Annotated in this window: 19 protein-coding genes; 15 read left to right on the plus strand and 4 right to left on the minus strand. The window is 47.0% G+C overall.

The genetic code is table 11. The features are described from left to right. The first annotated feature begins 46 nt into the window (after window positions 1-46). Together DWX43_RS09980 and DWX43_RS09985 are read left to right on the plus strand one after the other, a co-directional pair. Window positions 47-1168: a glycoside hydrolase family 88 protein gene (locus DWX43_RS09980; RefSeq protein WP_118620190.1), complete on the plus strand. Its 1122-nt coding sequence runs from the start codon at window positions 47-49 to the stop codon at window positions 1166-1168. 22 nt (window positions 1169-1190) lie between these two features. Next, the gene (locus DWX43_RS09985; RefSeq protein ID WP_118620191.1) at window positions 1191-1994 is read left to right on the plus strand and encodes a gluconate 5-dehydrogenase; all 804 of its coding nucleotides are present in this window, start codon (window positions 1191-1193) and stop codon (window positions 1992-1994) included. 68 nt (window positions 1995-2062) lie between these two features. On the opposite strand, the gene DWX43_RS09990 is transcribed toward DWX43_RS09985, so the two are convergent. Continuing rightward, window positions 2063-3337 (minus strand): PD-(D/E)XK nuclease family transposase, encoded by a 1275-nt coding sequence (locus DWX43_RS09990; RefSeq protein ID WP_118620192.1) that lies wholly within the window; start codon window positions 3335-3337, stop codon window positions 2063-2065. Between the two features lie 292 nt (window positions 3338-3629). Here DWX43_RS09990 and DWX43_RS09995 point away from each other — a divergent pair, with 292 nt between their 5' ends. Then, window positions 3630-3932: a metal-sensing transcriptional repressor gene (locus DWX43_RS09995; RefSeq protein ID WP_109732197.1), complete on the plus strand. Its 303-nt coding sequence runs from the start codon at window positions 3630-3632 to the stop codon at window positions 3930-3932. A 10-nt stretch (window positions 3933-3942) separates the two neighbouring features. After that, a complete protein-coding gene (locus tag DWX43_RS10000; RefSeq protein WP_118620193.1) occupies window positions 3943-6468 on the plus strand; it encodes a heavy metal translocating P-type ATPase in 2526 nt (841 codons plus the stop codon). Between the two features lie 156 nt (window positions 6469-6624). On the opposite strand, the gene iadA is transcribed toward DWX43_RS10000, so the two are convergent. The 3 genes from iadA to DWX43_RS10015 form a co-directional block, all read right to left on the minus strand. After that, window positions 6625-7767 carry a beta-aspartyl-peptidase gene (gene iadA, locus DWX43_RS10005; protein ID WP_118620194.1) on the minus strand — a complete coding sequence of 381 codons (1143 nt, stop codon included), beginning with the start codon at window positions 7765-7767 and terminating at the stop codon, window positions 6625-6627. Window positions 7768-7857: 90 nt separating this feature from the next. Continuing rightward, window positions 7858-8928, minus strand: coding sequence for a DegT/DnrJ/EryC1/StrS family aminotransferase (locus tag DWX43_RS10010; RefSeq protein WP_118620195.1), 1071 nt, complete (start codon window positions 8926-8928; stop codon window positions 7858-7860). Between the two features lie 107 nt (window positions 8929-9035). Further along, window positions 9036-9878, minus strand: coding sequence for a MurR/RpiR family transcriptional regulator (locus DWX43_RS10015; RefSeq protein ID WP_109732201.1), 843 nt, complete (start codon window positions 9876-9878; stop codon window positions 9036-9038). 234 nt (window positions 9879-10112) lie between these two features. Between DWX43_RS10015 and DWX43_RS10020 the strand changes: the two genes are divergently transcribed. From DWX43_RS10020 to DWX43_RS10070, 11 genes are all read left to right on the plus strand, one after another. Continuing rightward, window positions 10113-10379: a hypothetical protein gene (locus DWX43_RS10020; protein WP_118620196.1), complete on the plus strand. Its 267-nt coding sequence runs from the start codon at window positions 10113-10115 to the stop codon at window positions 10377-10379. Further along, entirely contained in the window at window positions 10376-11890 is a 1515-nt protein-coding gene (locus DWX43_RS10025) for a sodium:solute symporter family protein (protein WP_109732203.1), read from the plus strand. The genes DWX43_RS10020 and DWX43_RS10025 overlap by 4 nt, the downstream gene beginning before the upstream one ends. Next, window positions 11890-12648, plus strand: coding sequence for a creatininase family protein (locus DWX43_RS10030; protein ID WP_109732204.1), 759 nt, complete (start codon window positions 11890-11892; stop codon window positions 12646-12648). The genes DWX43_RS10025 and DWX43_RS10030 overlap by 1 nt, the downstream gene beginning before the upstream one ends. A 124-nt stretch (window positions 12649-12772) precedes the next feature. Then, window positions 12773-13975 carry a M20 family metallopeptidase gene (locus DWX43_RS10035; RefSeq protein ID WP_118620197.1) on the plus strand — a complete coding sequence of 401 codons (1203 nt, stop codon included), beginning with the start codon at window positions 12773-12775 and terminating at the stop codon, window positions 13973-13975. 88 nt (window positions 13976-14063) lie between these two features. Beyond that, window positions 14064-15620, plus strand: a complete 1557-nt coding sequence (locus DWX43_RS10040; protein ID WP_118620198.1) for an ABC-F family ATP-binding cassette domain-containing protein — start codon at window positions 14064-14066, stop codon at window positions 15618-15620. Window positions 15621-15693: 73 nt separating this feature from the next. Then, the gene (locus DWX43_RS10045) at window positions 15694-17397 is read left to right on the plus strand and encodes an ABC-ATPase domain-containing protein (RefSeq protein ID WP_118620199.1); all 1704 of its coding nucleotides are present in this window, start codon (window positions 15694-15696) and stop codon (window positions 17395-17397) included. Window positions 17398-17458: 61 nt separating this feature from the next. After that, window positions 17459-18619 (plus strand): exonuclease SbcCD subunit D, encoded by a 1161-nt coding sequence (locus DWX43_RS10050; protein WP_118620200.1) that lies wholly within the window; start codon window positions 17459-17461, stop codon window positions 18617-18619. A 1-nt stretch (window position 18620) separates the two neighbouring features. Further along, window positions 18621-21275, plus strand: a complete 2655-nt coding sequence (locus DWX43_RS10055) for an SMC family ATPase (RefSeq protein ID WP_118620201.1) — start codon at window positions 18621-18623, stop codon at window positions 21273-21275. Between the two features lie 20 nt (window positions 21276-21295). Then, window positions 21296-22435, plus strand: coding sequence for a GDSL-type esterase/lipase family protein (locus DWX43_RS10060; RefSeq protein ID WP_243099286.1), 1140 nt, complete (start codon window positions 21296-21298; stop codon window positions 22433-22435). 134 nt (window positions 22436-22569) lie between these two features. After that, a complete protein-coding gene (locus DWX43_RS10065) occupies window positions 22570-23586 on the plus strand; it encodes an ABC transporter ATP-binding protein (protein WP_118620202.1) in 1017 nt (338 codons plus the stop codon). After that, window positions 23570-24436, plus strand: a complete 867-nt coding sequence (locus DWX43_RS10070) for an ABC transporter (protein WP_109732211.1) — start codon at window positions 23570-23572, stop codon at window positions 24434-24436. The genes DWX43_RS10065 and DWX43_RS10070 overlap by 17 nt, the downstream gene beginning before the upstream one ends. The last annotated feature ends 12 nt before the right edge of the window (window positions 24437-24448 follow it).

Genomic DNA, 24448 nt, shown 5'->3' on the forward strand with positions numbered 1-24448 from the left:
AGAGAGCGTATTGGGAAAATAAGACAGAGATGAAAGGAATGTTACCATGAATATAAATGAAACGGAACTCAGAAAAAAGCTGAATCTCGTAATCGAAAAGCTGCTGAGTCTGGGTGGTCCCGAAAATGAAAAGGAACTTGCGGAAAATGGTGGAGAAGCCATCGGCTTTTTTAAAAGAGATTTTGGTATCAAAGAGTGGGACTGGCCGCAGGGAGTGGGGCTTTACGGACTCCTAAAAATTATGCAGGCAGAGAAAAATGAAGAATACAAAGAATTTCTTCATAATTGGTATCTCGAAAACATGGAGCTCGGGCTTCCATCCCGGAATATCAATACAACCACACCTCTTTTAACCTTAAGCGAGTTAAATGAATATTATCATGATCCAAAGTTTGAAGACCTTTGTAAGGATTGGGCAAACTGGCTGATGACCTGCCTCCCGAGAACCAAAGAAGGCGGTTTCCAGCATGTGACCAGCGCCAATGGTGATCGTCAGGGCGTGCGTCTCAATGAAAATGAGATGTGGATTGATACCTTATTCATGACAGTTTTATTTTTGAATAAAATGGGACAGAAATATCAGAATGAAGAATGGATCAACGAAGGGATTCATCAGGTTCTTATGCATATCAAATACTTGTATGATAAAAAGACAGGATTGTTTTATCACGGCTGGACCTTCAATGGCAACAACAATTTCGGCGGCGTATTCTGGTGTCGTGGGAACAGCTGGTTTACATTAGGCATACTCGACTATGTTGATATGTTTAAAGGAAGTCTGAACCCGGGCGTCAAATCAATCATTATAGATACATATAAAGCCCAGGTTGCAAAATTAAAAGAATTACAGAGCAAAAACGGTTTGTGGCACACGGTTCTTCCCGACCCGGAAAGTTACGAAGAAGTATCTGGTTCGGCAGCAATTACAGCCGGTATCTTAAAAGGTATCCGCTACGGAATTCTGGATGATTCTTATCTGCCATGTGCAGAGAAAGCAGTTAAAGGGATCTTAAAGAATATTGACAAGGACGGAACCGTGCTAAATGTATCCGGTGGTACTGGAATGGGCATGGATGCAGAACACTATAAGAATATTCTTGTTGCACCAATGGCATATGGACAGTCACTTACAATTCTGGCGCTTGCGGAAGCGCTGAAGCATTTATAAGAATCAGGAGGTAAATTTAGAAATGAGTATTTTAAATCTTTTTTCATTAGAAGGTAAAGTCGCACTGGTGACAGGCGGCGCATATGGGATTGGCTTTGCTATGGTGGAGGCTTATGCACAGGCCGGAGCAAAAATTGCATTTAACTGCAGGAGTCAGGCACATTTGGATCAGGCACTCGCTGATTATAAGGCAAAAGGCATTGATGCGAAAGGCTACATTTGCGATGTGACAGACGAAGCACAGGTAAAAGAGATGGTTGCATCTATCAAAAATGATCTGGGAACGATTGATATTCTTGTGAATAATGCAGGAATTATCAAGCGTATCCCGATGACGGAAATGAGTGCGGAAGACTTCCGCCAGGTGGTGGATATCGACCTTACAGCGCCGTTTATCATGTCAAAGGCAGTGATTCCGGACATGATCGAAAAAGGGCATGGCAAGATTATTAACATCTGCTCGATGATGAGTGAACTGGGGCGCGAAACTGTATCCGCATATGCAGCGGCAAAGGGCGGACTGAAGATGCTGACCAAGAATATCTGCTCCGAGTACGGTGAGTATAACATTCAGTGCAATGGTATCGGACCGGGCTATATCGCAACACCACAGACCGCTCCTCTCCGCGAGATACAGGAAGATGGCAGCAGACACCCATTTGACCAGTTTATCATCTCCAAGACGCCCGCAGCAAGATGGGGAGTCCCGGAAGATCTGATGGGACCAGCTTTATTCCTTGCGTCAGAAGCATCTGATTTTGTGAACGGACAGGTCCTGTATGTAGACGGAGGAATCCTTGCCTATATCGGAAAACAGCCAAAATAGTTTCAGCTAAAAGATCTCCCTGACGAAACAATGCCTAATGCATTGCTGCCGGCAGGGAGATCTTAATACTATAATTTACCCTCTGACAACTTATTTACAATATTTTTTAATTCTTCTAATTCTTTTTTGATACCTTCCTTCTCAAGCCGTTCTATTTCTATCTGCTGGCATTGTTTTTCATATTTTTCCTGTTGTTCAACAAATATTTTCTGTTGATCTTCCAGCCTTTTCTGTTGATCTTCGTATTTACGCTGTTGTTCATCAAACATTTTCTGTTGCTCTTCTAGCCTTTTCTGTTGCACTTCGTATTTACGTTGCTGTTCATCAAACATTTTCTGTTGCTCTACGTATTTTCTTTGTTGCTCTACGTACTTTCGCTTCTGCTCTTCCAGCCTTTTCTTCTGCTCTTCAACTTCTTTCCGCTTTTCATCCACCTCTTTGTGCAATGCATCCAGTTGTTCCTGCTGCTCTTCAATCATATACTGCACTGTGTTGCGGTCTAATTCCAGTAATTCCTTAGAGAACATATCCATCACCCCTTCGATATTACCGCAGATTTCGTATACCTCTTCATACATTTCCTGAAAGTCGGGATACTTACCTACAATCTCTAAAATCCGTTCCGGGCTGTCATCACACAAAAAACTCAGCCAGGCCTCCAACTTGTTATTTATAGTTTTATTGTGCGTGCTTTCTTTGTAAATGTCAAGTGGGATTAAAACATACTCCTGCAGCATATTCAAATTCAGTCCTGTCTGGAATACCTGTTTTGCCCTGTGAATATATGCGGATTCGATTTCGTGAAACTCAGATGTGCTTTTTTCGAAAAATACAATGGTATAGACGGTTTTTACATCCTGGTATGTAAACTTCTTTTTCCTCTGTCCTTTGACCCTTTTGTATTGTCTCAGCAGTAAGTCGGCGGAATAGCAGGCTCCGCGCTGGCCGGGGAATGCATCTCCGATTTTCTGGATTTCAATATTTGCCAGACTTCCTTCTTCCAGCTCGACCACGATATCCGTAATCAGAAGCGAACTTTCATCGGCCAGCCGGACCGAGTCATTGGGAAGCACCTGCCGGATATGTATATTCTGTCCCAGTAATAAGGAAAGCAGTTCTTCCAGACGTTCCGGATGAACATCGGGATTCATAATTTCTTTAAAGAATGAATCATATGTCATTTTTACTCCCCGCACACCCGTACATACATCCAGAAATTCTTTTTTCTGTTCATCATTCCACTGGGCAAACTGCCACGAACATACCGGACTGCGGTTAATCTCATCTAACACCTCCTTTCGTGTCCTGATTTGTGGAAAATACTTTTTTAGCCCTTTTTGCATAGGCAATGCTCCTTTCTTTGCGTACTGCACTGATTTCTTCTTTGTTTTGGTTTTTTCATTCGCGGATACAGTTTCGATAGTGAAACGCCGAAATGAGATGTCAAACGGCTCTGAGCCGGCGGAATCGCCTGCCGTTTTGATGGATTAAGAGTATCATATCCAAAATGGGAATTCAATTAACAATTTATAAAATTTAGAAAGCAAAATTCGAAGGAGGACAGCGTTTTTGAAAAAGATCTTGCAATATACCCAGTGGGGGTATATAATGCGAGTATAAAGTGAGGTGTTAATCATGGAAGAGACAAAAGAATGTTGTCATAAGACAAAGGAACGTTCTGAAAAAGAATATAAAGATCTTATCAATCGTCTGAACCGTATTGAAGGTCAGGTGCGGGGTATTAAAAAGATGGTAGAGAGCGATACTTATTGTACAGATATCCTCGTACAGGTATCGGCAGTGAATGCAGCCCTGAACAGTTTTAACAAGGTGCTTCTTGCCAGCCATATCCGGACCTGTGTTGCGGAGGATATTAAGAATGGGAAGGATGAGACGATTGATGAGCTTGTCGTAACCCTACAGAAATTAATGAGATAGGAGGCAGAAGATGGAACAATATACAGTAACAGGTATGAGCTGTGCGGCCTGCAGTGCCAGGGTAGAAAAAGCGGTAGCCAAAGTGCCGGGGGTTACATCCTGCTCTGTCAGCCTGCTTACGAATTCTATGGGAATAGAAGGAACGGCCGCACCTTCAGATGTGATAGCAGCCGTGGAAGAGGCTGGATACGGAGCAGCACAGAAGTCTGCGGGGGCAGATAGCAGGGCTGCGGGGAAACCGGCGGCTGACAGTGAGTTTTTAAAAGATAAAGAGACCCCTTTGCTAAAGAAGAGGCTGACGGCTTCTTTGTGTTTATTAATACCGTTGATGTATGTCTCGATGGGGCATATGATGTGGAATTGGCCGGTGCCGGTCTGGCTGGAAGGGAACCATGTAGCAATGGGCCTGATACAGCTTTTACTGACAACGGCGGTCATGGTTGTTAATCAGAAGTTTTTTATCAGCGGTTTCCGGAGCCTGTGGCACAGGGCCCCCAATATGGATACGCTGGTTGCCCTTGGTGCGGGGGCCGCATATGGATACAGCACCTATGCACTATTTGCCATGACAGATGCCCAGATGCATAATGACATGGCCGGGGTCATGACCTATATGCATGAGTTTTATTTTGAATCTGCAGCAATGATCCTGACGCTGATCACGGTCGGGAAAATGCTGGAGGCACATTCAAAAGGAAGGACGACGGATGCACTAAAGGGCCTTATGAAACTTGCGCCGAAGACTGCGACGATCATGAGGAATGGAACCGAGACAGAAGTTTCGATAGAGCAGGTTAGAAAAGGGGACATATTTGTAGTAAGGCCCGGGGAAAATATACCCGTGGATGGTATCGTGATCGAGGGCAGCAGTGCGGTTAATGAGTCGGCTCTTACAGGGGAAAGCATACCCGTGGATAAGACTGCCGGTGATACAGTTTCGGCAGCGACATTAAATCATTCCGGCTTTATTAAATGTCAGGCATCCAGAGTCGGAGAAGATACAACACTCTCCCAGATCATTCAGATGGTAAGTGATGCGGCAGCGACGAAAGCACCCATTGCCAAGGTGGCAGATAAGGTATCTGGGATATTTGTACCGGCCGTGATCGGAATTGCGGCCGTTACAATCATTGTCTGGCTGCTTGCAGGACAGAGTATTGGTTTTGCCCTGGCGAGGGGGATTTCCGTACTCGTCATCAGCTGTCCGTGTGCATTGGGGCTGGCGACGCCGGTTGCTATCATGGCCGGAAATGGAATGGGTGCAAAGCATGGAATTATGTTCAAGACGGCCGTATCTCTGGAAGAGGCGGGCAAGATGCAGATCGTGGCTCTGGATAAGACCGGCACGATTACGAGCGGAGAGCCAAGGGTAACGGACATCATACCGGCTGAGGGAATTTCAGAAGAAGAACTTCTTGCAATGGCATATGCACTGGAAAAGAAAAGTGAGCATCCTCTGGCCCACGCTGTATTGAAAAAGGCAGGGGAGAATGAAATAGCGGATCTGGAAGAGGTCTCGGATTTCAAGGCTGTACCGGGGAATGGACTTTCCGGAAGAATGGGCGAAGATATCCTGACAGGCGGCAATCTTAAATTCATCAGCGAAAATGCAGCGGTTTCAGATGAAATAAGACGAAGCGCAGAACAGCTGGCTGAGAGTGGAAAAACACCATTATTTTTCAGCCGCAATGGTAAGCTGGCCGGAGTGATTGCAGTTGCCGATGTTATCAAGGAGGACAGCCCGGGGGCTGTAAAAGAACTGCAGAACATGGGAATCCGTGTGGTTATGCTGACAGGTGATAATGAACGGACTGCGAAAGCGATCGGGCAGCAGGCCGGAGTTGATGAGGTAATTGCGGGAGTTCTTCCGGAAGGAAAGGAGAGTGTCATCCGTACACTTAGGAAGAAAGGCAAAGTTGCAATGGTCGGGGATGGGATCAACGATGCTCCGGCACTTACGAGAGCAGATATCGGTATCGCGATTGGAGCAGGTACGGATATTGCAATCGATGCCGCGGACGTTGTGCTGATGAAGAGCAGGTTAAGCGATGTTCCTGCTGCAATCCGGTTAAGCCGTGCAACACTCAGGAATATCCACGAAAATCTGTTCTGGGCATTTTTCTATAATGTCATCGGAATCCCTCTGGCGGCAGGGGTATGGTACTCCCTTCTCGGATGGAAACTAAATCCGATGTTCGGCGCTGCGGCAATGAGCCTGTCCAGCTTTTGTGTAGTTACCAATGCTCTGCGTCTTAATTTATTTAAGATGTATGATGCTGGAAAAGATAAAAAAATAAAAACAAGAAAAAATCAGGAGGAATTAACAATGGAAAAAACAATGAAAATCGAAGGCATGATGTGCGGACACTGTGAGGCAAGGGTAAAGAAAAGTCTGGAGGCTCTTGCAGAGGTAGATGAAGCAGCAGTGAGCCATGAAGCAGGAACGGCGGTTGTAACTCTTAATGCGGAGATTGCTGATGACCTGTTGAAAAAGGCTGTGGAAGATCAGGACTATAAGGTACTGGAAATCCAGTAGAAAAAAGGGATGCCGCCTGGCATCCTTTTTTTCTATTTCATAGGAAAGTACGTCCTATGAAATAAAAAGCCCTCCGGGGGATGCGCACTGCGGCGTATAAGGTAGATGTCGCGATGCGACCGCCGCAGGCGCGAGTTTCGCAAGCGAAACTCTATTTTACTCATAAGTTCCGAACCGCCTGATTGCTCCGTCTTCCATCATGATCTGGCCTCTGGCAATGACTGTCTTAAGTTCCAGATCCTTATTGAGCAGAATCAAATCAGCATCTGCCCCTTCCCGGACGTGGCCTTTCCTGTCATGGATTTCCAGAGACTCGGCTACATTTGTGGTAAAATAAGTCAGGGCCTGTTCCAGTGGTACAGACAGTTCCTGTACCAGCTTTCTCAATTCTCTGAACATGGTGTCTACTTTGGAGACTCCAATTTCCAGAAGAGTCCCGTCTTCGGCATAATTTGACCAGCTCCCGTGTCCGTCAGAGCTGATTGTAATGTGCTGCTGCAAAAGCCCGCGCTTCATGGCGGCCACGATACATTCTCCGGGGGACGGCTGTCCCGGCATACCGCAGGTAAGGTCGATATACCCGCCCTTGTCCAGAAAAGCATATCCTGCTTCCAGTAAGTCCGGGTTCCGGTTTACGTGGGTCGGGTGGAAGACGCGGATCGGTATGGCGCTTTGGGAGAGGGCTGTCAGGACCGGATCCAGACCGCTTTCGGCATCGCCCATGTGGAGCACCAGAATGCCTGCCTTGCCGCTGAGCATGCCGGCAACTCTGGTCTTGCTTGCAATCTGTATCAGTTCTTCTGCTGTGACATTGGGTGCCCTGTGGTCAGAGATTGCCAGTTTCATTCCCAGTACACGCTCCAGAAATACGATGTCCCTGTCAGGTTCTCCGGTGATCGTCGGTGCGGGATATCCATAAGCCCCTGTAAGCATATAGGCAGTTACCCCTTCTTCATTCAAGGCGGCTATCTTTGCATACAGATTCTCCACGCTGCGTGTCATTCCATCTGTGCCAAGCAGGCCGACTACCGTCGTGATACCGCTTCCGATTAGTTCAGACAGTTCCAGTTCAGGGGTGCGGGTGTGGAAGCCGCCTTCGCCGCCGCCGCCCGTCACATGAACATGCTGGTCAATCAGGCCGGGGGCGAGTATCAGGCCTTCCCCATCCAAAATACGGCAGTCAAACGGCAGCATTCCGATTTCGTCTGCAATGCATGCAATTTTATCTCCACATATGAATACGTCTTTGCGGCCAATATATGTTGGCGTATATACATCTATATTTTTAATCAGCAACATGGTATAAGCTCCTTTTCCCCACCAGTATTTTCTTAATCTCATATTGACGTACTTTTAATGATTTGTCAATACTGTGCAGCTATCCGGGGATCACATATGACTGCCGAAAGCGGCAAATGTATCCACTACCCGTTGCATATCCTCAAGAGTATACCGCTGGTCACAGCTGATCGACATGATATGGGCATATACATACTGTGCATGCGGAAAATCAGCAATCTCTATGAATGGCGGAACCGGCCAGTAAACCTTCGGAGCAATATCGTTTGCAGTGAGAAAATCCATGAGCGGCTGTCTGTCATCGCAGAGGAAGGGGAAGAACATCGGGCATGCATCTCCGGAAAGGACCGGGAATACCGGACGGATGGCTGGATTCTCAGGCAGATGCTCCAACAGATACGCATAATTCTCCCGCCTCTTTTGGATGGCTTCATCCAGAGGATAGTGGCAGATGGCATTCAGAGACTGGGCATCCCCTTCCTGTATATCGAAAATTTCCCGGAGCATGCATTCTGCTTCCCAGAATGCATCGTAGCCCTCTTTTTGGAGCGCGGTGTCTCCGCCGGCCTCGTACCCCCTGCGTGCCTGTAAAGCGTGGTCACGAATTGCCAGGTGCTTTTCATCAGGGGGAAGAAGCGTCACATGGAAGGTTCCACTGCGTTTGAATGCGAGACCTCCGGAGGTGACACCCATCCATTTGCGGAGGCTGACTGCCACATAGTCGGTATCCGGGCAGGTTGCCTCCATAGAAAATGCTGTATGGGTGGTATCCTGCATGACAGTCACGCCGTTCTTTCTGCATCGTTTCACAAAACCGGTATCAAATGTGGTGAATCCATAGTAACCACATATGAGCAGGAAACTGATCTTACTGATCAGGTTTTCGTCAAAGAGTGGGACCATATGCTCATCTACATCATAATAATAAATCTGATAGCCGGCCTTTACAAAGCATCCGCTGACTGTTTCACAGGTGTAGGCGGGGAGATAAGCGACCCTCCTTGTATCTGTCAGCATGGAATCTTTAAGACACAGGTAAATCGCGCACCTGCCTGACATCAGATGCCTGACATCTCCTGCATCCGGACATACACGCTGTGCATAATGGTTTTCGGTTGGCATTGCCTTTTCATACGGGAAAAATCCTCCAATTTCCTTCATGTAGAACCTCCTTGAATATGTAATGTGTTTTTAAATATACCGGCAGAAATGAGAAAATATTTCTGACAGCAGATTTTCAGAAGAACAGAATCTGGGACACGGATTCTTTAGGATGGCAGTGTATCAATAAATTCCTCTCTTTCTGATGCCGGGACCATGTCAATGACAAGGCAGGATGCGAGAAGGTTCAGGAGTGCCATCGGGACAGTCAGAGAGTTATAGAACATCCTTGTCGAGGTCTGGCAGAGGAGCAGGTGGCTGCAGCACTGTGCCACGGGGGACGTTACATTGTCTGTAATTGCAAGGAGAGATCCTGCTTTTTCAATAGCCTTTTTGGCAATGCTCCCAATCGGATAATAGTATTTGGGAAAAGAAAAGAATATGGCAAGATCTTCTTTTGTCAGCTGCTGCAGAAACTGCTGGGTCTGGGCAAGGTCGTCGAGATCGATCAGGACCGCATGGAAGTTAAGCAGCTGCAGGCGGGCTGATAAAAATTCCCCGAGTGTTTTTGAAATATCATGCGCAAAGATAAAAATACGCTGGCTTTTCTGGATCAGGCTGGCAGCAGTCATAATATCAGCGAGATTTACGGCAGCGAAAAAGTCGGTAACTGTGACAGATTCCTGGATACAGATATCACGCAGAAGAGATTCTTTGTCTGCATCATTGGCCACAGTCTGCTCCGGAAGAAAATAGGTAGGGGCAGACAGCAGCTTTATCATATGTTGTGTATAATCACGGAACTTATCCTTCAATTCCAGAAAACTGGAGCAGCCGATTTTTTCACAGAATCTCAGCAGGGTCAGTTCGGAGGCGCCTACCTGCTGGCTGAGCTGTGCAAGTGTGACATAGCAGATATCCTCCGGGTTGGAAATCAGATAATCGGCAATGCTTCTCTGCTTTCTAGTAAATGTAGGATAAAGGCTTTTGATGTGTTCAAGTATGTCCATATCTTAAATCTCCTTAAATTGTGCGAATTGTTTTAAAATTTGATTCCTAAAAATAAATATTAAAATTTTTTGAATAATATGTAAGTAAACACTTTACAATAATATAATATCATGTATAATAGAAAATAACAAGTAAAGTATTTACTTTACTTTCGGAAAAAGTTGCAACGAACAGACCGAACAATTATTTGCAGAAGAAACTGCAAAAAAACAAAGGAAAGAGAGGATGTACAATTGAAGAAATTATTTGAAAACCACTTTGAGCGGACATGGCTGATCATTTTTCTGTTTCTATTCTTTCTGATCATGATTCCGTTCCCATTTTTCTACAGTGAGACGTATATTCCGGCGTGGGGAGGAATCCCGTCCTTCTTGTTTGGATGGTTCGCCCACACGACAGTCACATTTGTCCTGATAATCGTGTATTATCGGATGTGCATGAAGAGAAAAGAGTATCATGTGTATGATGAAGAAAATGAGAAGGGAGAAAGTGAAGTATGAGTGAGGCAATCAAACCGTCACCAGGACCGTTTTATGCGGTGCTGATTTTCTATCTTGGAATTATGGCTTTTATTGGCTGGTATGCGAGCAGAAAAACAAAGAGCCTCGGGGACTTTTTCGTGCTGAGCGGAAAAGCCGGTGTGCTTGTCAGTGGTATCGCATACTTTTCTACCCAGTTTTCTATGGGTACATTCTTAGGAACGCCCGGAACCATTTTTGGGGTCGGGTATGCAGGAATGGCGATTTCTGTACCTGGAGCGGTGTTCAGTATGATCCTTCCGGCACTTCTGATAGGAAAAAAACTGGTAACACTGGGCCATGAGTATGGATTTCTTACAATGGCAGATTATCTGTCTGACCGTTACCATTCTAAGAGCATGAGCGGAGTGCTTGGAATTATGATGCTGTTCTTCCTCATTCCAATGATGGGTGCGCAGATTATCGGAGCGGGTGTCATTGTACATGTATTTACAGGACTTCCGGAGTGGGTCGGTGTTGTAGGAATGGGTACGATTGTTATCCTGTATTGTATGACCGGCGGTATGAAGGGCGCCATGATGACGGATGTCATTCAGGGAACTCTGATGTTCGGGACGGCTATCGTTACATTTATTGTTTCTATTTCAATGGGGGGAGGCTTCCATAATATCAACAATACCCTGCAGGGGATGAACGAAGCTTACCTGACGTTCCCGGGAGCGAATGGGTATATGCCGTGGGCATACTTTGTATCTAACATTGTACTATGGTCCTTCTTTACGATGGGACAGCCGCATTTGTTTACCAAGTTCTTCACGATGAAAGACCACAAGACTATGTTCAAGGCAATTCTGTTGGGTACAGCGGGGATGTTCGTCTCAGCGACTTTGATCGAGTGGGCCGGTGTGAATGGAATCGCTTCCATCCAGAATATCGCAAAGGCAGACCAGATCGTTCCAATGATTCTGCAGAGAGGATTGAATCCGTTCCTGGCATCCATCTTTATATCAGGTATTGTTGCGGCAGGTATGTCTACCATTGATGGTATTCTTGTCACTACAACTGGAGCAGTGACACGTGATATTTATCAGAAGGTCATCAACAAAAAGGCCACAGATGAAAGCGTTATGAAGCTTTCAAAGGTTGTTACTATTTTGATTGGTATCATTGTGATTCTGTTTGGCGTATTCCAGCCGGGAAGTATTTTTGAAATCAATCTTTTCGCATTCTCGGGAATGGCAATTTTCGTAGTACCGATCCTTTTTGGAATGTACTGGAAGAAATCCACAGCACCGGGCGCTATTGCAGCAGTTGTAGTCGGAGTCATCACACTTTTGTGCTTCACTCTGATTCCGTCCGTGAAAGCACTGGCATTTGGCTTCCATGCATTATTCCCGGCTACTATCCTTGGGGGAATTACGATGGTCATTGTCAGCAGCTTTACTCAGGCACCACCGGAGGAGACAATCCGACGCCACTTCGATGTTTTTAAAAAGAACAATAATGCTATTGGGAAAAAGGAGGCAGCATAATGTATCTTGGTAAAATGACGACAGCACAGGCAAAAGAAGCATTTGCAAAGGACCCGGTCATTGTGATTCCGGTAGGAAGTACAGAACAGCACGGGGCACAGTGTGCACTCGGGACGGACTATATGGTACCTACATATCTGGCAGACCATATCGAGGATATGGAAAATGTAATCATTGCACCGACCGTACCATACGGTGTCTGCCCTTATCATCTGAGTTTCCACGGAAGTATCAATATTGGCTATGAAGGGCTGTATATGGTTCTGCATGGAATCATGGATTCTCTGATGCAGCATGGAATCAAACGCTTTGTAGTCTTAAACGGACATGGCGGAAATACTCCTTCGATCGACCGTGCGGCACTGGAAGTTTATCACAAGGGCGGAATCTGTGCCAGCATTGACTGGTGGAGCCTTGTTGCACAGCTGGACGATAAATTCCGCGGAGGACACGGTGATATTCTGGAAACGTCTGCCATGATGGCAGTGGATCCGGATGCAGTACATCTGGAGCTGGGAGAGCCTATGAACCCACAGGATCCTTCTGAAAATGTGAAAGCGGCATATATTCAGGCAGTAGACTACAGGGGCGGGACCGTACGTCTGGTAAGGGACACTAAAGAGATCGCACCAAGCGGCTGGTTCGGACCGTTTGATCCGAAAGATTCCACAGCAGAGCTGGGGCAGGAGGCACTTGATATTTCTGTTGATTTTATCAGAGGTTTTCTGGAAGAAATGAAAGAATTCAAATGTAAATAATATGTTTTTTTGAAAGTGATGCAGTAGAAGCGGGCGGAAATATCCGCTGTAAGAAAGCTGCCGCCCGAAGACGGGGCGGCAGCTTTTTCCTTGATAAAAGGGGAAAATAAGGAGGCTGAAAGGTATGAACATATTAGAAGAAGCCAAAGGGCTACAGGAACAGCTTGCACAGTATGCAAGAGATCTGCACATGATACCGGAGATCGGTGCAGTGCTGCCTGAGACGGCAGGTTATATAAAAAGGAAGCTGACAGAATGGGGAGTTACATATCATGAGTATCTGGACGGAAATGCAATTGTGGCGACGATAGGCAGCAGCTTGCAGGGAAAACGTATCGCGCTGCGAACGGATATGGATGCTCTGGCAATTGCGGAAGAGACAGGGCTTTCTTATGCATCGGTAAACGGGAATATGCATGCCTGTGGACATGATGCACATATGGCAATGATGCTTGGCGCTGTCTATATTTTAAAACAAAGGGAAACAGAGCTTTCAGGAACGGTGGAGATATTCTTCCAGCCGGACGAGGAGGGGCTGGATGGCGCGAGGCAGATGATTCAGGAAGGTGCGCTGAAAGAACACCCGGCAGATGGAATCCTGATTCTTCACCTGGCACAGGATGAGGGTCTGGAAAGTGGACAGTTCCTTTTTAAAGAGGGGCCCCTGATGGCTTCGGCGGACACATTCGATATCCGTCTCGAGGGAGAGGGCGTGCATGCGGCACACCCGGAGCTGGGCAGAGACCCGTTGACCGCGGCCGCACATTTGATACAGGCAGTGCAGACGGCTGTCTGCAGAGAATTTCCGGCACTTGATCCGGTGGTAGTCAGTATCTGCAATATACGGACAAGGCTGAATGATGGAGAGGATGACAGGGTGGTATACAATGCGCTGCCCAAATATGTTGATATGGCGGGAACCATCCGGTGTATGAGCGGGGAAATACGTGAAAGGGCGGTTCGAAGGCTGGGAGAACTGACAGAAGCAGCAGGACAGATGTTTCATATCAAGACTTCTCTGCGGATGCGGAGAAAGGTTCCTGTGACGGTAAATGATGCAGAACTGACAAAAGCATGGGAAAGGACATGCCGCAATCTATTTGGGGATTCGGCTGTCCTTCATCAGGAACAGCCGTTCATGGGATCGGAGGATGCAGGATACTTTATGCAGGAGATTCCGGGTTCTTATGTGCATCTGGTATCCAACGTCTATCAGGACGGCAGAGTGATCCCCGGACACCATCCCCGCTATCGCGCAGATGAAAAGATCCTATACCGGGGGGCTGCATTGCTGGCAGAAGGAGCAGCAGATTTTTTAAACCAATAGACGGGCAGATCACAACGAAAGGTTTTACAATTGTACGCTCAAATGCTACAATAGGTATAAATATTGTACAGAAGTCAAAGGAGTTTTTATGAGCATATTAAATGTAGAGCACTTATCATATGGTTTTGGGGACCGTGCAATTTTCCAGGATGTTTCTTTCCGTCTGCTGCGCGGCGAGCATATCGGCCTCATCGGAGCAAACGGGGAGGGGAAATCCACATTTTTTAATATAGTGACCGGGAAGCTCACCCCCGATGAGGGGAAGGTCGAGTGGGCAAAGGATATCCGGATCGGGTATCTGGACCAGCATACGGTGCTGACGAAAGGGATGACCATACGGGATGCCCTTAAATCAGCGTTTTCCTACTTGTTTGATTTGGAAAAGAAAATGAATGATATTTGTGAGCGTCTGGGAGATGTGGATGAAGAGACGATGAACCAGCTGATGGAGGAACTGGGGACGATTCAGGACACGCTGACGATCCACGATTTTTACGTCATTGACGCGAAGGTGGAAGAAGTTGCACGTGCACTGGGGCTCCTTGACCTGGGTCTGGACAAGGATGTCACGGATTTAAGCGGCGGCCAGCGCACAAGAATCCTTCTGGGCAAGCTTTTACTAGAGAAGCCAGACATCCTGCTTATGGACGAGCCGACAAACTATCTGGATGAAGAGCACATCAACTGGCTGAAGCGCTACCTTACCGAGTACGAGAACGCGTTCATCCTGATTTCCCATGATATTCCGTTTCTGGATGAAGTGGTCAATATTATTTACCATATGGAGAATCAGGAATTGAACCGGTATGTTGGGAATTATGAGGATTTCCAGCGTATTTATGAAGTGAAAAAGTCACAGATGGAAGCAGCGTACAAGAGGCAGCAGCAGGAAATCAGCCAGCTTAAGGATTTTGTGGCTCGCAATAAGGCAAGGGTGTCCACGAGGAATATGGCGATGTCCCGCCAGAAAAAACTCGACAAAATGGATGTGATTGAGCTGGCGGCAGAGAGGCCGAAGCCGGAATTCCACTTTAAAAAGGGAAGGACCCCGGGAAGATACATTTTTGAGACAAAAGATTTTGTGATCGGTTATGAGGAACCTTTATCAAAGCCGCTCAATATTTCACTGGAGCGGGGGCAGAAGGTTGCACTGACCGGGGCAAACGGAATCGGAAAGACAACATTGATACGGAGTATCATGGGACTGGTGGAACCGATCAAGGGCAAATGTGTATTAGGGGAGAACCTTGCAATCGGGTATTTTGAACAGGAGATAAAAGGAGAAAACAAATCCACCTGTATCGAGGAGATATGGAGTGAATTTCCTTCTTTTACACAGTACGAAGTGCGTTCCGCGCTGGCAAAGTGCGGACTCACAACGAAACATATAGAGAGCCAGATCCGCGTGTTAAGCGGAGGAGAGCAGGCAAAGGTGCGCCTGTGCAAGCTGATCAACAGGGAGACGAATGTTCTTATGCTCGATGAGCCTACGAACCATCTGGACGTGGATGCAAAGGATGCATTAAAACAGGCTTTGAAAGAATATCAGGGAACCCTCCTTTTGATCTGTCATGAGCCGGAGTTTTATCAGGACATTGTGCAGGAGGTATGGGACTGCTCGAAGTGGACGACCAAGCTCGTATAACAAGATATAATGTAACTGTTCATGGTCCTGAACAGTTACGATATAATTATAAATAGGAAAGAAGTGTATAGGAATGCAGACATCAACAGACTTAAAGAACTTATTAAACAGAATTGACCATAAGAGTTATCCTGCGTATAAGGACACAAAGGGGATTTATCAGTTCGCAGGCTACCAACTCTCCATTGACCACGTGCAGGGTGACCCCTTTGCATCTCCTTCCAAATTGAGTATTCATGTGAAAGGTGCTGTCGCCGGTTTCCCGAAGGAATTGTATGAGACAGTACACAGAAGAGTTGCACTTCAGGATTACCTGACAAGACAGTTTGGGCGCTCTGTGGAGCGATATGCATTCAAAGCAAAAGGCTCGGGGAAAAGCGGCCTGATTTCGGTCAGCCGCTGTGGTCAGGAGATTCTGGAACGCACGGCCTGTGAAATAGATACGAAGAGCGGGGATTTGATTCTCCGGCTGGAGGCCGGATTCCCGGCAAACGGCAGAACAATCAATGCAAGGGAATTAATGAAGATATTGTTCGATTTTTTGCCGGAGAGTGTGGAAAACTCTCTTTATTATAAGAATAGTGATAAAAAAAGAATCCAGCAGACGGTTTTTCTGGCAGATGACCAGCAGTATATCAGAGAACAGCTCCCGAAGCTGGGACTGACTGCATTTGTGGCGGACGGTTCCATTCTTCCGAGGGAGTCGGGAATCTCATCCAGACCGATGAAGGGCGCGGTTGCGTTTACTTCGCCGAAAGAACTAAAGGTGACACTGAAGCTGCCCCATAAGGGTGACATTACGGGGATGGGAATCCGCAAAGGAATTACACTGGTTGTGGGCGGCGGCTACCACGGAAAGTCGACCCTTTTAAAAGCACTCGAACTGGGAGTTTACAATCACATTGCAGGTGACGGGAGAGAATATGTGATCACGGATGATACCGCTATGAAGATTCGTGCCGAGGATGGCAGAAGCATCAAGAAAACGGATATATCGATGTTTATCAGTGACCTTCCGAATGGGAAGGAGACAAGGGGGTTCTATACAGAAGATGCCAGCGGCAGCACCTCCCAGGCGGCAAATGTGATCGAAGGGATGGAGGCGGGGGCAGGCCTTCTCCTGATTGATGAGGATACAAGTGCGACCAACTTCATGATCCGTGATGAGCTGATGCAGCGTGTAATCCACAGGGACATGGAACCGATTACACCGTTTATCGAACGGATACAGGAATTATATGAATCTTACGGGATATCAACAATCATCGTAGCCGGAAGCTCAGGAGCATATTTCCATATAGCAGACTGCATTATCCAGATGGACCGATATGTTCCGAAGGATATTACACAGCTTGCTAAAAAAGAGGCTGAAAACTTTCCGGTCTTAAGCGGGCCGCAGGAAAAAGCACAGAACCCGGCATTTTCCAGATGTCCAGGGGCGAATGCCGCCTTCCGGGGAAACGACAGAATTAAAATGAAAACACTGGGCAGAGAGGCAGTGCAGATCAACAGGGAGTCCATAGACCTGCGCTATGTGGAGCAGATCGTTGACAGTGAGCAGGTGTCGGCGCTTGGGTATTGTGTGAAATATGCAGAAAAACATCTGCTGGACGGAAGAAAGACGCTTAAGAGTGTCGTAGATGAATTAGAGAAGAAGATTGAAAAAGACGGTCTGGCCGGTTTATGTGAGACCAGTTCCAATATAGCCGCGCTTGCCGTACCGAGAAAGCAGGAAATGCATGCCTGCCTGAACAGGTACCGCGGGCTGAAGCTATAAGGTTACTGTGCACGCCCGAGAGGGTGAACAGAACCTTATAAGAGGACAGAGAGGAAACAGCATGAAATTTATTCATTTATCAGATTTGCATATCGGAAAACAACTGCATCATTACAGCCTGATAGAAGACCAGGCACATATCCTCAGTGAAGTGACTGGCCGTGTGAAGGAGCTTGCGCCTGATGCAGTCGTGATTGCCGGGGACATCTATGATAAGTCTGTCCCCTCGGCAGAAGCCGTTTCCCTGTTTGATGAATTCCTCACCGCTCTGGCCGAGATCAGGCCTGCCGTGAAGGTTTTAATCATTAGCGGAAACCATGATTCCGCCCAGCGGCTGGACTATGCAGGCAGAATCCTGCGAAGACAGAATATTTATATAGCCGGGAGCGTGCCGTCCGGAAAGGATGAGTATCTGAAGAAAGTGACTCTGTCGGATGAATTTGGGGAAGTGGATTTTTATCTGCTTCCATTTTTAAAACCGGGTTATGTACGCGGGGTATTTGCGGATGAAGAAGACGTGCCGGAGACATACAGTGATGCAGTACGCCGCATCCTCGGGCGGGAAGAAATTGATACGGAAAAGAGAAACGTACTCATATCCCACCAGTTTTACACCGGGAATGGAAATGCACCGGATACCTGTGACTCGGAAATGTTTTCTGTCGGTGGGATTGACAATGTGGATATCAGTCCTCTGCTCCCGTTTGAATATGTGGCGCTCGGACACCTTCACGGTGCACAGCAGGTACAGGTCCCTTCTGTCCGCTACTGCGGCACACTTCTGAAATATTCGGTCAGTGAGGCGGCCCATATGAAATCACTGCATGTTGTGAAACTTGGGGCAAAGGGTGTGGCGCCGGAAGTGGAACAGATACCGCTGCATCCGCTTCGTGACGTCCGCAGGGTCCGCGGGGAATTAAAGGAAATCGTGGAACATGCATCGCCGGATAACCGGGATGATTATATCAGCGTGACACTGACTGATGAGACTGACCCGTACAGGCCCAAGGAGCAGCTGGAAAAGGTATATTCCCACATTCTCGAGATCAGGATTGATAATAAACGGACAAGGAAGCGTCTGGAGGACTTTCATGATGAGGCTGTGATCGCAGACCCGCTGACCATATTCAGTGATTTTTATCAGGAAATACAGGGGCGCGCCCTGTCGGAAGAAGAACGGGGATATCTGGAATCCGTTCTGGAAAAAGTGAAAGGGGAATAGCATGAGACCTGTGAAGTTAATCATGTCTGCATTCGGTTCCTACGCAGGTGTGGAAGAAATAGATTTTACAAAAATGCAGCACGGGCTGTTTCTGATTACAGGAGACACGGGGGCAGGTAAGACGACCATTTTCGATGCCATCACGTATGCGCTTTATGACCGCACAAGCGGAGGGAGCCGGGACGGGAACATGATGCGCAGCCAGTATGCAAATGACGGGACGGACACCTTCGTAGAATATGTTTTTTCTTACAGAGACAAGGAATATACGGTCAGAAGAAACCCCGAATATATGCGTATGGGAAAGCGGAAAAAGGCAGACGGCACACCCAGGCTTGTGAAAGAGACTGCCAAAGTAAGCCTGATTCTTCCTGACGGCAGTGAGTATCAGGGGAAGAAAAAGGAAATTGATCATAAAATAGAAGAAATCATCGGGCTGGATGTAGACCAGTTTACGCAGATCGCTATGATTGCACAGGGAGATTTTCTGAAGCTGCTTCATGCGGAATCCAGAGAAAGGAAGAGAATCTTTTCAAGAATCTTCCAGACCAGAATCTACTGGCAGGTACAGGAAGAACTGAAGGAACAGGCAAAGCAGCTTTACATCCGCCTGCAGGATAATATAAAGGACTGCATAAGGGAAATGGAGCGTGTGGAAACGGTTCCTGAGAGTGGGGAGGCTTCCGCCTGGGCAGACTATCTTACTATGAAGCTTCCGCCTGCAGATGGCGTGATGGATACGCTGAAGGAAATCTGCCGTCAGGGAAAGACAAAAGAGGCAGAAGCTGAAAAGCTGTCTTATGAACTCCAGAAACAGTCTGAGGAACTGAACGCATCCATACGAAGTGGCGAAGAGGTGAACCGCCTGTTTCTGCTGCTGGCTCAGGCAGAAGAAAAACAGCACAGCCTGGAGGCAGAAAAAGAAAAGATGGGGGAGCAGCGCAGGCAGGCAGAGGACGGCGCCCGTGCCGAAAAGGTCTCTGTCAGAGAGACACAGCTTAAGCGGACGAAGGCGGAAGGAAAACGGCTTGTACAGCAAATTGCAGATACCAGGGAATGGATTGAGGAACAGAGTAAAAGTGCGGTATCGGAGGAGTCAGTGCTCAAAGCCGCAGGGGAAGAACTCCAGAAGTCAGAACCTCTTCTCCAGAAACAGATCATCCGTCTCAGGGACATCCTGCCCAGATATGCACAGATCCGGAAATTGGAAAAAGAGTATATCGGGAATCTGAAAAAGATGGAGGCGGTGCTGGAAGAGTGCAGGCTGGCCTCTGAGGATTATGAGGAAAAATACAGGCTTTTCTTTGAGGAACAGGCAGGGATTCTTGCAAAAAAGCTGACAGCCGGGGAGCCGTGCCCTGTATGTGGTTCCACAGAGCATCCGAAAAAGGCCGGGATTTCGGGAAAGGCACCGGAACAGAAGGATGTGGAAAAGGCAAAGGAAAAAAGAGATAAAATAGAAAAAGAACGCTCTCTGATACAGGAGAAGTTCCAGCAGGCAAAGAGCCGCCTTGAATCTGAAAAAAAACTCTTTGAGGAGGAGGCTATTGAAATACAGGGAAGTACAGAACTCAGTGAAGAGCAGGTGAAAGAAAAGCTGGCCGGATGCGAGACTGAGTTAAGTTTAATAAAATCAAATTACCAGAAACAGGAAAAGAAGTTCCGGGAATTGATGGAAGAGCTAAAGAGAAGAGGCGGTCTTCTGGAGAGCCGGGAAAAACAGCTCGAGGAACTGAATATGAAGCAGAAGGAAGAGGAAGAATACTTCTATCAGGAATTAAAAAACCAGAAATTCGACTCATACGAATCCTATCAGCAGGCCAGGGCGTGGATGGAAGGCAGAGATGCGAAAGAAGCGCTCCTTAAGCAGTATGATGCCCAGACTGTCGAGGTAAGGACCCGGCTGGAAATGCTCAGGCAGCAGACAGAGGGTAAAGAGAAGACCGACTTAAGCAGTGAGAAGGAAAAACTCGAAGAAGTACAGGCGGCACAGAAAGTGCAGCGTAAAAACGTACTCAGCCTGCACAGCCTGAACCAGAAGAACAGACAGGCAAAGACCAAACTGAACCAGTATTTTGAGGCAAGAGGGACACTGACATCCCGGTATGAGATGGTTAATCATCTGAACCGGACCGCGAACGGGATGCTCAATGGCAGTGTGAAACTGGATTTCGAAACATATGTACAGCGAAAGTACTTCAAACAGATTATTCATGCGGCCAACCGCAGACTCAGTAAAATGACATCCAATGAATTCATTCTGCAGTGCCGTGAAATAAAGGACCTGAGCAGCCAGGGACAGGCAGGGCTGGATCTCGATGTATACCATCTGGTCAATGATTCTGTAAGGGATGTCAAGACGCTGTCCGGCGGCGAATCCTTTATGGCATCCCTGTCTATGGCACTGGGACTGGCAGACATCGTCCAGAATACCGCGGGTGCCATCAGTCTGGAAACGATGTTTATAGACGAAGGATTCGGTTCTCTGGATGATTCTGCAAGAGAGCGTGCAATCCAGATTCTTCAGGAGCTGGCTGGAGAAAAAGGCCTGGTGGGGATCATTTCCCATGTAAATGAGTTAAAAGAACAGATAGACTGGAAGCTGGCGGTTACAAAGACTGAACAGGGAAGCCATGCCGAGTGGGTATTACAATAAACAGAAATGGAAGTGGGCATATGAAGAAATACCTGAGAATGGCCGCCGGCCTTATACTGGCGGCAGCCTTGCTGGTGCAGCAGGTGATGCCGGTCAGGGCCTGGGATGAGGTCATTACCTGTACCGTTTTAGGAGACAGCATTGCAAAGGGCTACTCTTCGGATAAGGTAAATAAAATCAAATGTTACGGCCGTATCGTAACAGAACAGCTGGCGGAAGAAAATGAGGCCTATTTTGATTATCAGAATTATACGAAAAATGGTCTGGACACCGCGGGGCTGAACGAAAAGGTTCTGTCGAGGGATACGGTCAAGAGAAATTTGAATAAGTCAGATATCGTCCTGATAACAATGGGCTCCAATGACCTGCTCAACGAGTTTAAACATGTATCACAGCAGATACTGAATTCAAATACAAAGTTCAGAAGCGCGAACCAGGCACTCAGCGAACTGCAGGAAGGTGTTAAAAAGAATCCTCTTACAATCCTGAAAATTGTCGATGCACTGAGTAACTGGGATTACGGGAGTTTCGAGACCGAGTGGATGAAAGCAATGGAGACGGTCAGCCAGCAGAAGAAGGAGAATGCCCAGGTTATCGTAACAAATATTTATAATCCTGTCTATAACATGGAACTGCCGGGGACTCTGAACAAAGTAGTGGAAAATATTATCGGAAATATGAACAGCATCATAGAAAAGCGGGCTTCGGATTATGGATATCAGGTGGTGGACCTCTTCAATTCCAGTATTGTGGCGTTTGTTCAGGGGGACGGACTTCATCCGAGCCAGGAAGGACAGGAACTGATCGCGGGTATGGTTTATAAACTGGTTGAAGACCCGGACAGCCGGGAGGATGTTCTGGAAGAGGATTCACAGTCGGTGGACGGCGGTGCGGTAAAGGGGGAAGCACAGGACAAAACGGGCGGACAGGCCGAGAACAGGGAGAATGCAGCAGCCCCGGATGCTGAATCGGAAAATGTAAAACAGATGCAGGAGAATCAGGCAGGAAAAACGGAAAATGAGAAAAACCTGACGGACAAACAGTCAGGACAGCAGGAACACAGCAGGAGGGCAGACTGGCTCGGGATCGCGGCCGGAGTCATACTGGCAGCGTCCGGTATATGCCTTCTTTATCTCATGAACCGGAAAAAGAAAGGTTAAGTGTCAGTTTTGATGCTTAACCTTTCTCTTTGGGAGAACAAAGAATCTACAAAACTATATCACATTTATAACACAAAACCTTCACAAAATTCTGATAACTTATTCCCTATACAAAAACACAGGGAGGTAAGGACTTGATAGAAGTAAAGAATTTAGTGAAAAAATATGGAAATCATCTGGCCATAGATCACCTGACTTTCAAGATTGAAAAAGGTAAGATCTATGGCTTTTTGGGTCCGAACGGCGCAGGAAAATCTACGACTATGAATATTATGACCGGTTATCTCGGGGCGACAGAAGGTGAGGTCCTCATCAACGGCCATGATATCTTAAAGGAACCGGAAGAGGCGAAGAAGCATATCGGCTATCTTCCTGAGATGCCTCCTCTGTATACAGAGATGACCGTGCAGGAATATCTGGACTTTGCGGCAGAACTTAAGAAAATACCGAAGAATAAACGGGAGTCTTCCGTGGAAGAAGTATTAAAGCTTGCGAAACTGATGGACGTCAGGGAGCGTCTGATCCGCAACCTGTCAAAAGGCTACAGGCAGCGTGTCGGTCTGGCACAGGCTGTGCTCGGATTCCCGGATATTATCATTTTGGATGAGCCGACGGTTGGTCTTGACCCGAAACAGATCATCGAGATTCGGGAGTTGATCCGCAATCTGGCCAAGAAGCACACCGTTATACTGAGCTCCCATATTCTGGCCGAAGTAAGAGAAGTTTGCGATTATATCATGATCATTGCGAAAGGGAAGCTTGTGGCAAGTGATACACCCGAAAATCTGGAGCACCTGATGGACGGCTCCGAATCTGTGGAGATCGAGGCGAAGGCGGCGCCTTCTAAGATAAGGGAGATACTCCGGCCGGTCACTGAGATTTCAACTGTAAAGACGGAGGAACATGCGGACGGTACAACAACGGCAGTGATTGAAACAAAGCAGCATCAGGATATCCGTGAAAAGATATTCTTTGCATTTGCAGGGGCCGGGTGCCCGCTGACCATGCTTAAGACGAACCGTGCAAGTCTGGAAGAGATATTCCTCGAACTGACACAGGGAGAGAGTGCTGTACCAGAGATAACCGGGGATGTGGAAGATATGCTCAGTGAGGACGAAAAGGAGGATGAGACAGATGCTGGCGATTTATAAAAGAGAACTTAAGTCTTATTTCCAGTCCATGATTGGATGTGTATTTGTTGCATTTCTGGTAGCTTTTACCGGAATCTACTTCATGGCCTATAACCTGAATGCGGGGTATCCGTACTTTTCCTATACATTGTCAGGTTCACTGATCGTATTTCTTGTAGGGATACCGCTGATTACGATGAAAAGTTTTTCAGAAGAACGTAAGAATAAGACCGACCAGCTGCTGCTGACGGCTCCGGTCGGACTGGGCAGGGTCGTGCTTGGAAAATATCTGGCAATGGTGTCTGTGCTTGCAGTACCCAACATTATTTTCTGCATATTCCCTTTAATCATTAAGCTTCAGGGAACAGCCTATCTCAAAGTTGACTATATTTCTATCGGCGTCTTCTTCCTGCTTGGCTGTGTGTACATCGCGATCGGTATGTTTCTGTCCTCGCTGACAGAGAGCCAGATCATTGCTTTTATCACAACGTTTGGCGTCCTTCTTGTATTATATCTGTGGGACGGGATCCTGTCATTCATGCCGGGATCAGCAATCAGCGGAGTGATCGGACTGATCATCCTGCTTCTAATTGTGGCGGCTTATATCCAGCAGATGACAGGAAACTGGGTATTAAGTGGAGGCATCGGGCTGATTGGCGCGGCAGCCTTAATTGTAACTTATATTTTAAAATCCAGCCTGTTTGAAAACATTTTGACGAAGGTTCTGGGAAATCTTGCACTTGCAAATATTTTCACGGATATTACGTCAAAAAGCATTGTAGATGTCAGCGGCATTGTACTGTATCTGTCTGTTATTGCAGTATTTATCTTCCTGACAGTGCAGGCCATTCAGAAAAGACGGTGGAGTTAGGAGGGCTGGAGC

The sequence above is a fragment of the Clostridium sp. AF19-22AC genome, from assembly GCF_003479085.1.
Lineage (GTDB): Bacteria > Bacillota > Clostridia > Lachnospirales > Lachnospiraceae > Faecalicatena_A > Faecalicatena_A orotica.